The organism is Rhodohalobacter sp. 8-1 (assembly GCF_038150125.1).
Taxonomy (GTDB): Bacteria; Bacteroidota; Rhodothermia; order Balneolales; family Balneolaceae; genus SW132.
On record NZ_JBBVMF010000003.1, the window covers coordinates 196,393 to 207,218 of the forward strand.

General features: G+C 44.1%; 8 protein-coding genes. 4 read left to right on the plus strand and 4 right to left on the minus strand.

What is annotated here, in order from left to right:
- Nucleotides 1-608 precede the first annotated feature (608 nt).
- A complete protein-coding gene (locus AABW11_RS03965; RefSeq protein ID WP_340103481.1) occupies nt 609-3,383 on the minus strand; it encodes a response regulator in 2,775 nt (924 codons plus the stop codon).
- Between the two features lie 448 nt (nt 3,384-3,831).
- Between AABW11_RS03965 and AABW11_RS03970 the strand changes: the two genes are divergently transcribed.
- Nucleotides 3,832-4,236, plus strand: a complete 405-nt coding sequence (locus AABW11_RS03970) for a hypothetical protein (RefSeq protein ID WP_340103482.1) — start codon at nt 3,832-3,834, stop codon at nt 4,234-4,236.
- Between the two features lie 96 nt (nt 4,237-4,332).
- Here AABW11_RS03970 and AABW11_RS03975 read toward each other — a convergent pair whose 3' ends face one another.
- Together AABW11_RS03975 and AABW11_RS03980 are read right to left on the minus strand one after the other, a co-directional pair.
- Nucleotides 4,333-4,767 (minus strand): response regulator, encoded by a 435-nt coding sequence (locus AABW11_RS03975; RefSeq protein WP_340103483.1) that lies wholly within the window; start codon nt 4,765-4,767, stop codon nt 4,333-4,335.
- 180 nt (nt 4,768-4,947) lie between these two features.
- On the minus strand, nt 4,948-6,990 hold the full coding sequence (locus tag AABW11_RS03980) for a sensor histidine kinase (RefSeq protein WP_340103484.1): 2,043 nt from the start codon (nt 6,988-6,990) through the stop codon (nt 4,948-4,950).
- Between the two features lie 1,229 nt (nt 6,991-8,219).
- Here AABW11_RS03980 and AABW11_RS03985 point away from each other — a divergent pair.
- Entirely contained in the window at nt 8,220-9,026 is an 807-nt protein-coding gene (locus tag AABW11_RS03985) for a sensor histidine kinase (RefSeq protein WP_340103485.1), read from the plus strand.
- 18 nt (nt 9,027-9,044) lie between these two features.
- Here AABW11_RS03985 and AABW11_RS03990 read toward each other — a convergent pair whose 3' ends face one another.
- A complete protein-coding gene (locus AABW11_RS03990) occupies nt 9,045-9,509 on the minus strand; it encodes a hypothetical protein (protein WP_340103486.1) in 465 nt (154 codons plus the stop codon).
- A gap of 350 nt (nt 9,510-9,859) precedes the next feature.
- Between AABW11_RS03990 and AABW11_RS03995 the strand changes: the two genes are divergently transcribed.
- Together AABW11_RS03995 and AABW11_RS04000 are read left to right on the plus strand one after the other, a co-directional pair.
- Nucleotides 9,860-10,312: a response regulator gene (locus tag AABW11_RS03995; RefSeq protein WP_340103488.1), complete on the plus strand. Its 453-nt coding sequence runs from the start codon at nt 9,860-9,862 to the stop codon at nt 10,310-10,312.
- Nucleotides 10,313-10,328: 16 nt separating this feature from the next.
- Nucleotides 10,329-10,826 (plus strand): chemotaxis protein CheX, encoded by a 498-nt coding sequence (locus tag AABW11_RS04000; RefSeq protein WP_340103489.1) that lies wholly within the window; start codon nt 10,329-10,331, stop codon nt 10,824-10,826.

The following is a 10,826-nucleotide window of genomic DNA, read 5'->3' on the forward strand; positions in this document are numbered from 1 at the left end:
TGAGCAATATCGTCCTTTCGACGACCTTTAAATGACAATGGTTAGTCACTACCGGTGATTATTATCGGAGTGAAAACTGCGCAGTTAAATTAGAATTTAAGATTAGTTTCTTAAGTCTCCACTGTTTTCGCCTATAAAGTGTTTACTAACTCTATGACTGCAAAAGATTTGGTCTTAAGTGGGGTGTTATGGCTTATAAATTAATGAAAATAAATGACTTAGAATCGGTATGGGGTAGGCTCCGTAATAGTCTCGGATATATCAGTAATTATCTGTTGGAAAGGTGACTGAGTGATCAATCGTAGTAACAATTAGTTATGACCAGTTTCTTCTTTATCAGACTGAGTTTTTCAGGCCTGCGACCTTTTTAGTTTTGATTGGCAACTCATCTAATGATGACGATGATATTTACTCATAAGCGGTTTAATTCCCCGACCCTTTGGGTTGGACGAGATGAAAGTCCCTCCTTGCGAGGAAAGGGGCACTCACCCAGTGGCTTATACGTTTAAAAAATTATGGATTTCAGGTTATTACCTCATGGGCTCTTCCACGAGGTGTTCCATTTATACCTTTTGACCTGAGTTCGAAGAATACCTATTAAACGGTCGTTATGATGCCCAGATCGATAAGAGGGTCTCAAGTTTTTCAGGTGAGATGGGTTTGCTGATGTAGTCTGTTGCGCCATGTTTGAGGCACTCCTCACGATCGCCTTTCATTGCTTTTGCCGTGACAATAAACACCGGGAGATCTCTCATTGATGGATTTTGCCTGATCTTTTCAATTGTTTCAAACCCGTCCATCTCGGGCATCATCAGGTCGAGAAGCACGAGCCCAATCTCCTCTTTGTGAGTCTGCAGCATGCGGAGCGCTTCATGGCCATTTTCTGCTCGCCGAACTGTCCGACCGCTGTTTTCAAGAAGTGAGGAAATGGAAAAATAACTTTGATCATCGTCATCAACCAGAAGAACCCATTGCTGTTGCGAAGTACTTATGGATGCTTCCGGTTTTTCGGTTTTATCTGATGGTTGAATTAATTCTGAAATACGGCTCATCAATCGCGAGTGGCTGCCAATATTCTTAAGAATTACATCGGATGCGTGTGTCAGAAGCTCTTCCTTCTGGTGGTTAGTCAAAGACCGGCCCGAGTAAATGATGACGGGAATATCTGCAAGTTTAGGATCGTCAGACAATTGCAGCAGCACGTCCTGCCCGTTAGCATCGGGGAGGGTCAGGTCGAGCACGATGCAGTTGACTGAAGCAGCCTCCAGGGTTTCAAACGCTTCCCGGGCGGTTGTGGCGATAAGGCAGCGATCAACAATTTCTTCGGCGAACTCACTAAGTGCTTCGTTATGAATTTTATTATCATCGATTAGCAACAGGGTTCGTTCAGTCTCATCAGACTCAGCCGAGGTCCCGGGCGGCGGAGTGGTCAGCAATGCCCGGATGTTTTGCGAACTGAGAGGCATAGACATTTTACCAGACAACCCTTTCATATCAACTGCCGGCATAGGATGCGTTTCGTCAGTAATCATCCAGATGGCGTATTCATGAGTGTTATCGTTCAACAAGTGTTTAGCTACACTCCACCCACTAAAATTTGACGCATAAGGGTCAATCAATACCGTAGAAGGAGAATATCGTGCTACTTCTCGTAAAGCATCTTTACCGCTGCTTATAACGTTCAATGTTCCGGAATGGTCGTCAATTTGTTCGGTTAGTGTGCTGATAAGATGTCGGTTATCGGAAATGAGTGTCATGCGCTCTGCCCTGTCGGCTTCATCTTTAAAATCGGGGGGCTGATGAAGTCTTTCAGGTCCATGTTTTCTTTGCGGCTCTGCATCGGCCGCTTCTTTAAGCGGGATTGATAAGTTAAACGTGCTGCCCATGCTTTCCCTGCTTTTGAGTGTAAGAGTGCCGCCCAGCAGTTCGGCTATATGCCGGCAAATGGAGAGCCCAAGGCCGGTTCCTCCAAATTTCCGCTGCGTTGATCCATCAGCCTGCCTGAAACTTTCAAAGACCAGTTCTTGCTTATCGGCGGGAATACCTATGCCGGTGTCTTTTACAGAGAAGATGATCTGATGCTCGTTAACCAAAGAAGAGGTTTTTTCTGTAAAAACATCGAGATCAATGCGTCCTTCTTGCGTAAATTTCATAGCGTTTGAGAGCAGGTTTCTGAGTACTTGTTCGAGCCGGAGCTGATCAGATACCAACCTGCTGGGGCAGTTATCATAAACCGTGACGGAGAAGTCCAGTTTTTTTTCATCTGCAATGGGTTCAAAAACATCGCTTACATTTGCGACAAGACTTTTCAGTTCAATTGTCTCAAAAGAGAGTTCCATCTCACCGGATTCTATTTTTGAGAGGTCAAGAATTTCATTAATGAGGCTGAGAAGGTTTTTGCCGGACTCCTGAATGACATCGATATATTTTTGCTGATCCCCGGTAAGATTCCCGCTTTTTGATTTTAAAAGGAGCTTGCTAAGCAGGAGTATGGAATTTAGCGGGGTGCGAAGTTCGTGGCTCATATTGGCCAGGAATTCCGATTTATGCTTAGAGTGTTCGGCCATCTCCCTGGCAATATCCTTTTGCTCTTTTATACGCCGGGCATCTTTTTCGCGGTCAGTGAGGTCAAACCCGATAGCGGTAAAAAACTGCTGGTCGTTCTGGCGGATCAGCTGCAGATGAATTTCAATCGGGTAGGTCGTGCCATCTTTCCGGATATGCTTTGTGAGATAGAGATCTTTATCAAGTTTGCCATCAAGTAACGGCTGAATAATCCGGTTGAAATCGTCGGGTGTTTCAAGGTATGGATTGATGTCGATGGGCGTCATCTCGTGAACATCGTCCTCATCATACCCCAGGTTGTTAAGGGCCGCTTCATTCAGGTATCGATACTTTAGTGTCCGGCAATCAAAAATATAAATTTCATTCAGGCTATTTTGAATGACGGTGAGCAGCCGGTCTCGTTCAATCTGGGCTTGGCGATGTTTTTCTCTGAGTTTGGCCTCCTTCAGTTCGCGTTCAATGGCAGGCACAAGCCGCTGCAAGTTATCCTTCATCATATAATCATTAGCGCCGGCCTTCATTGCTTTTACGGCAAGCTCTTCACCGATAGCGCCCGACACAAGAATGAAAGGAATATCCAGATTATGTTCCTTGAGTATCGCCAGAGCGGTAAGCCCATCGAAGCCCGGCATGGAATAGTCGCAGATAATGAGGTCACAGCTGTTCTCCTGAAGGGCACCAACGAAACCGTCTTTGGTATCCACGGAATGGACGTCAGGGACATATCCGCCCCGGCGAAGATTCATCAAAATGAGCTCTCTGTCGTCAACGGAGTCATCAACCAGTAAAAGTTTAATCGATCTTTTTGGAGTGGTCATATGAGATGGTTGTAGATGAAAATACCGGGATCAAACGAAATGACAGTATACTGAAAATTTAGAACCGTGTGAAGATCGTTGGTGAGATTCGAAAAGGGGTAAAGGAGTGTATTCCGTTTTCTTGAACTGGATCAGATCCCTATTTCAGATTCACGGCCTCAACGAACATACCCATGCCCCCCATAACGGACGCTTTGCGTTGTATTGTGATTCTTTCCTCTCTCCAGATGGGATTTGAAAGCTCCTTACATGTTTCATGTCTGAAATTTGCTCATGGCATTGATCTTACATTCAAAAAGCGCCAAAAATGATCCACTGCGAATTGTACAACAAAATTAAATTATGAGAAAAAAGAGCCGATAAGTAAAAAAAGAACAAGCCCAGGATGCATTAGTAGGGCTGTATAATATTCGGAAAGCTGCGCCATACAAAAGAATTGAAATATGACATGAAAAAGATTCCGACAGATCTCGAAATACTTACAGAAATCTATAACCGGTACCAGGATACGTTTCGTGCCTATGCAACTGAAGAGCCGGACAGGATTGCGAGGATCCGGGTTCCAATAGATATTGCCGAGGTAGCGGAAGAGGTGGGTGTAGATGAAGACATGGTATTTGGCCGCCTGTATTATCACTTCAATAAAAAATACAGCTACCGGGACGAAAATGGTGATAGGATTACCTTTTTTACATCTCTGAAATTTGAGGGCATGAGCGTTAATTTTCCGCTTGTAGCATCTGTTCTGGCCGATCTTGAGACTGAAAACATGAAATATAAAACAGCAATCTCATTAGCAACAGGCGCTATTTCTATGTCTGTTATAGCGCTGGCACTCTCACTGTTTGCCTGAGTTAAGAGATGGTTTACAAAGCCCTCTGAGAAAAGAATACTTCTAAAGATTTACCTCAATCATGAATACTTAAGTAAGATTCCCCAATACCCAATTTTACACCGGGGGGACATTAAGCGTGAGCCAGTACTCACTAATCAGCACGGCAGCTTTTTCGAATTCGATAAAATCAACAGGCTTTTGGATATAGCTGTTGGCCCCAAGGTCGTAACTCTTATTGATGTCTTTGTCTTCACCGGAGGAGGTCAGTACAATTACGGGCGTATGTTTGGTAGAGCCGGAGGACCTAATTTTCTTGAGGATGGTAAACCCGTCAATGATCGGCAGGTTTAAATCAAGCAAAATTAAGTCGGGCGGCAAATGGTTGTTTTTTTCGATAGTCTCATCATTGTAAAGGTAGTCAAGTGCCTGGGATCCGGTTTCTACAAGTTTGATATTCGCATAGTTTAGCTTCTTAAGTGCACGCATCGTCAGCACCCCATCGTCGGGGTTGTCCTCAATAATAAGGATAGATTTATCTGAAGGATGCATATTTATTTAGCTTTATTTTATTATAGTGACGGGCTGTTCATATGATGATATCTGTTTTTTACCGAATGTACTCTAAGTTGATAATAACGTATAGTTCTAAAAATACATTGCCGCAGATGTATGCGAATCGTGCCAAGATTATCGGCAAATATATAACTATCTGAATTAGTAAGGTACATTCTAATCAATGCTTTGATTTGGACTGGTTCTCATCGTAAAACAAAACTCAGCGCCTTCTCCCGGTTCCCCTTCAGCCCATATTTTACCGAGGTGACGGTGAATAATTCGCTGAACCGTAGAAAGACCTATGCCTGTTCCCGGAAAATCTGTCTCTTTGTGAAGTCGCTGAAAGGGAGTGAAAAGCTTTTTCGCGTAGTTCATGTCAAAACCTGCACCGTTATCGCGCACAAAGTAAACAATCTCATCATCAACATTTTTTGACCCGACCTCAATGCGGGTTGTCTCCTCTTTTGAGGTAAACTTCCAGGCGTTTTCGAGCAGATTTTGTAGCACAACTTTCATCAGGTTTTCATCCCCCATAACATACATATTGGGCTGGATGATGACTTCTGTGTCCCTGTCCGGATTCATTTCTATCAGGGAGTTAGATATTGACTCCGCAATGTCTGACAGATTAATTCTTTTTTTGGACAGCTCGGTCCGCGATACCTTTGCCAGTTTAATCATGTCGTCTATCAAGGTAGACATTCGCTGGGCGGCAGACCGAACACGATTGAGGTAGTTTGTTGCTGTAGAGTCGAGGGTGTCGCCGTAATCTTCAATAAGAGCCTGGCTGAACCCGTCTATGCTTCGCAGCGGCGCACGCAGGTCGTGAGAAACTGAATAGCTGAACGCTTCAAGCTCTTTATTGGCAATCCGGAGCATTTTTGTGCGCTCAATGACTTTATTTTCGAGCTCATCATTCATCCGCGCAATCTGCCGCTCCGTTTTCTTTCGTTCGGTAATATCTTTGGATATACCCCGGTAGCCCTTAAAAATTCCATTGTTGGTAAAAAGGGGGATACCGCTTGTTTCAAAAATGGCGATGTTGCCATCCGAATCCTCGAAATACTGTTCAACGCCCACAAACGCCTCCTGCCTGATGGCCAGTTCCGTAAACTCTTCTTCTACTTCTTCGCGCTGGTGGGCAGGTGTAAGGTCGAGGATGGAGCTTCCTAAAACATTATTGAGCTCGTAGCCAAGAATAGTTTGAATTTTCAGGCTTGAGTAGGTGAAATGGAAATTTTCATCAATTTCCCAGATCCAGTCATTTGTAGTTTCGATGAGGCTCCTGTAGCGCTCCTCACTTTTCCGGAGGGCATCTTCAACCTTTTTGCGGTCGGTGATATCCTGTATGTAGCCTACAATTTCCGTCAGGTTTGAGTCCTGGTCGTAACTGCCGGTCGCTTTTAAAATGGTGTAGACGTTTTCTCCATCAACCCTGGAGGCAGGCATTTCGTGATTGTTAATCTGCTCTTTTTGCTGCAGGCTTTCCCAAAAAAAGACCTGGTGCATGTAGTTTGTAAACCGGTCGTTAAAATTACTTTCAAGTGCAGCTTTTTTCGATTTAAAACCAAAGAGCGTCATAAATGCCTGGTTACACTCTTTTATGATACCAATGGGTGAGGCGATGAAGCTTGGGTTTAAATCTTCTGTGAAAAGTGTCCGGTAGCGTTGCTCAGAATTTCGGATCTCTTTTACATCATATTTTTTTTGAAGAAGGCGTTTCAGCTGGGGGAGTAGTTTCTGAAGATGTCGTTTCAGATCCGATAGTTTTTTGGTCTCATCGGTGTAAAAAAGACGAATCAAATCATTTCTGCCACTTCCAAAAGCCACCTGCAGACAAATGGAGAGAATGCGGTTTTGCTGCCTCAAAGATTCAGGGAGCGTCTCATCATCTGTGAATGATTGATCGGCAATCCAGACTTCATCAATTACCTCCAGGCTCGGTTTAAAAAACTCGCTGCCGTTTCCGGATAGTCCGATCAGGGATTCTGCCTCAGTAAGACCCGAGTTGCTTCTGTAGTTATGAAGGATGATCCAGACTGAACTTTTCGCCAGCTTTGATCTGCACTCCGCATACACCGGTTTCATCTGCCCGGCTAAAATCCTGAGCGTCTCGCCCAGAGCCGTATGGTAGCTGTCGGCCAGGAAGATCTCGCGGGTCAGCTCCGGCAGAAGTTGCTCTGCACTACCCGTTGTTTTGCCGGACGATTTGTTCATAGTGAGGATGGATCCGTCTGATTATTTACACCACATTAAAATATGCGTAGCATTTTGATAAGCCAAGAACAGAAATGATAATTGATGATAATGCAAAATTGCCACCTGCAAACTCGGATAATTATACTTCCTGAAACTACTTTTTTTTACGATTTATTTTGAAAAAAACTCTATTAAAACTCCTGCCGACATTAGGGGCCCTTCGCCTGCTTTCCGAAGCTTCAGCGTTGGCCGGACTCGGCTATCGGTGACAGAGATTTTTGGGAGCCATTCATGCAGGCGGCGTGGAACAACGTATTGCAACAATCTCAGTAAGGTATGCCGCTCTTGCTGACCGCAATACCTTTTCATGTCGACTGAATCCCGATGTATTTTTAAGCGGGATGAGCGGAGACATCTCCTTGTTCTTAGATCCATCTTAAACGATGGCTTATAAACTCCTTCCGCGAAGGACGCTGCCTTTCGCTACCAGTGACAGATTCTAAACATGACGTTTACTCCCCATACTTTTCCCTAACTAGGGGACAGGTGGACCGTAAATAGTAGGGAAAACTCCCGGCTATGATGGCTTCCGGGCACGGTTTGCCCGCACGGGTACACTTTGAGAATGCTCACCTTGTGAGCGCTCAAACTGATTTCTCCCGTGCTGTGATGCACCATAGGCACAGGCACCCATGCTATCCCTTTACCCAACAAGGCCGGAGACCTTAGTCCTAAGGAATATTTCTTGAGCAAAGACTCTAATTATCCCTGTCACTTCTTAAATGGGTTTGCCCTGTTTTTCGGCAAAAATCAGCGGCTATCGATGACAGTCGTTGTTTATTGAAAAAGACGGTTCATACGCCTGAAAAGTCGAAAAAGGTAAAGTGCCGCGCCGCAAAGCTTTTTTGAGTAAAAAATAATCAAAGCTTAATCTACCTGTAAACTTCTGATTGTCATCAACATATAGATTAAGATGTATACCGAACTGCATATTTGGCTGATTGGCAGAATATGCGGATGTATAGATGGGTTACTGCCGACATAATTGTCATTAAGATTTTTTAATATTAGAAATATTTTATATCATGACGTTGGTGATTTTCAAAGTCGGTTAGTGCAGTACAGCCGCAGAAGATATCGGCAATTATACTGAAATAGATCTACAGGCATTTGTATACATTTACTATTGAGGAATGATGGATAGGAAGTATAGCCCAAAGAAACGGCGGGGAACTGTCGAGTCGTATATGCAAAAGAACAATCATGCAGCCGACGATAAGAAATATTACGAATTAGAAAGCCTCAAACGAAAGTACAAGCATCTTAAAGCTGTGCATCAGCTGCAGAATCGGACGGTGCGGCACTTTATGCATAATGTGATGTCGCCGCTGAGTGCAGTTTCGGGTTACCTGGAACTCCTCATCAACAATCTTGACGGCCAGCAAAAAGCAGACAAGCTTTCAAGGTACAGCAAAAATATTGGTGACGGACTGAATGAAATAGGGTTCCTGCTCGAGCAGCTACACGACATATACAAAGAAGACACCTATGATGGCAGTACGTCAGGATCAGGGCAGCCGGTGGTTGAGCTGAACTGGCTGGTGAATGAAGTGAAGCAAATTGTGTCGAATTCTACAGAGCTCAGGGCCTCGTCAATTACCTTTATTGAATCAGGCGAGCCGGTATTTGTCAAAGCTGAACTGTTTCAAATCAAGCTGATGATCTATAATCTTATCATGATAGCGGATGGCTTCTCATCTGAAAATGGCACGCTTGAAGTTGAGGTAGACCGGGACGAATCAGAGTTTGCTCTTCTCATAAAAAATTCGGGTGATATAATCACTGACAGATCACTCAAAGAGATTTTTAAATCAAGAGAAATCATGCGGTTAACGGATGATGTTGAGGGTGACAGTCCGGCGCTTCTTGGCCTGAAAATTTGCGCCCAGATAAGCGATCAGATTAACGGAAGAATCATCATGGATAAACGCGATCGTAAAACGCCCCAGTTTGTATTGACCGCTCCCGTTTCTGACTCAGGATCACCATTTTAGACCCCCTTCGACGCATCCTTAAGCAATGATATGGCAGTGAAGTCCTTTCGGTGTTTTAAAAAGCTGCATCTGAAATTCGTGGAGCTGATCCCTGAAATTTTCAAATTTGGCCGGAATTTCTCCGGTTGGCGCAAATATGGTAAAGTCGGTAACCTCCCGTTCGTTTCTGAACTTCGCCTGAAGGACATGGATTTTGTCGTGATCAGGCACTAAAAAGTAGTCAAGCATCTCTTTGAAACTCACGTTGAAAGAAAGCTTCAACAATTCGTGAAATGTGCCCTCATCTTCCGTTTCGGCATCAGGTGCCTCAACGTTGATATTTTTCTTCTCTTCATCTTCCGGTTTGCTCCCGTCCTCTGCAAGACGAAATGTCGGCACCAGCTGTGTAAGCTGGTTATAAGGCGCGAATCCCTGGAGAGGCTGCACGCCTTCTACGGCATGACCTGACGATACTGAGGCGGGAAGGACAAAGTTATTTAACATTCTGTACCTGAACGTCGGCGGTGGTTTCTGTGAGATACTAATAAGTTATTATCGACTCACCATTCTGAATATTAATTCTCTGTCCTCAAAAGCTTTATGGCGGGAGATTTTACAATGACATTAAGATGCCCGGGCGGTAAAAAAGATCGCCATAGCTTAAGGTTTTTTAATCTTTCCCGATAACATTCTGGAGCTAATAACAGCAAATAGAGCGGGCCGACGGGCAGGATAACAGCACTGCATCTCCAGGAGACATTCAGGAACAAAAGCAGTCAAAGATCCGAAATAATTGCCCGGAAACAGGTAAATCCGCAACTCAATACTGATTTAATAGAACGAAAGGAGTAAGAATGGGTAAAGTTAAGGCGCTTGTTGTTGATGATTCAAAAATAATGAGAAGTGCGGTAAAGCGGGCACTTGATCAGCTGATGCTGGCTGATTTTGAATATGTGGAAGCGATGGACGGACAGGATGCCCTCGACAAATTCAACGACGAGATTCAGATTATGTTTGTAGACTGGAACATGCCAAACATGACAGGTGTGGAATTCTCAAGGGCTGTTCGTGATAAGGGGGATACCGATCACATCCCGATTATTATGGTGACGGCAGAAAAATCTATGGGTAAAGTGGATAAAGCGCTGAACGAAGGCGGTGCCAACGAATATATTACCAAGCCTTTTACAGCAGATAAGATGCACAAAACAATCAGTCGCTATTTCGATGATGATGGGAATATCATTGGCGAAGAGAGTGAGGAAGAGGAAGAAAAAAGTTTCTTTTCAAGTATCCTGAAATCGTAAAAAAGAAATCTTAGAAATGATACCTAAAAGTCTAAACGGCATCAACGAAATCCCCACTGAAATAATTGGGCTGGTTAAAGAATCAGTGATAAATACATTCGCCTCTATCATTGGCAGTGAGCCAAGCTACATTGAGCAGAATGGACAGGCGAAATCCCTGAACGGAATTATCGGAAATATTGCGGTTTTTAACCAGCAGCATACGCTTTCGCTAATGATTGTAATTCCACGGGAAACTGCTCTTAAACTGTCTGAAGTGTTTATCGGGGCGGAAATTCCGTTTGAAAGTGATGATATGGGAGACCTGGTAGGAGAAATATCTAACATACTTGCCGGCGATGTTGCAGCCAATATCGAAACGGTAGGGTTCAGAGGGCAATCCTCATTGCCAACAGCAACCCGCGGGAGCGACCTTACGCTGTTTATGCCAAGTAAACCCCCTACTGAGAAAATGAAATTTGTCGGCCCCAGCGGAGAATTTTGGGTGAACATGGCATTAAGCGAATCCAGATAA

Excerpts from the sequence above, each read along its gene's own strand:
- AABW11_RS03995 (WP_340103488.1), top strand. The coding sequence starts at position 9,860 with ATGGGTAAAGTTAAGGCGCTTGTTGTTGATGATTCAAAAATAATGAGA.
- AABW11_RS03975 (WP_340103483.1), bottom strand. The coding sequence starts at position 4,767 with ATGCATCCTTCAGATAAATCTATCCTTATTATTGAGGACAACCCCGAC.
- AABW11_RS03985 (WP_340103485.1), top strand. The coding sequence starts at position 8,220 with ATGCAAAAGAACAATCATGCAGCCGACGATAAGAAATATTACGAATTA.
- AABW11_RS03965 (WP_340103481.1), bottom strand. The coding sequence starts at position 3,383 with ATGACCACTCCAAAAAGATCGATTAAACTTTTACTGGTTGATGACTCC.
- AABW11_RS03970 (WP_340103482.1), top strand. The coding sequence starts at position 3,832 with ATGAAAAAGATTCCGACAGATCTCGAAATACTTACAGAAATCTATAAC.
- AABW11_RS03990 (WP_340103486.1), bottom strand. The coding sequence starts at position 9,509 with ATGTTAAATAACTTTGTCCTTCCCGCCTCAGTATCGTCAGGTCATGCC.
- AABW11_RS03980 (WP_340103484.1), bottom strand. The coding sequence starts at position 6,990 with ATGAACAAATCGTCCGGCAAAACAACGGGTAGTGCAGAGCAACTTCTG.
- AABW11_RS04000 (WP_340103489.1), top strand. The coding sequence starts at position 10,329 with ATGATACCTAAAAGTCTAAACGGCATCAACGAAATCCCCACTGAAATA.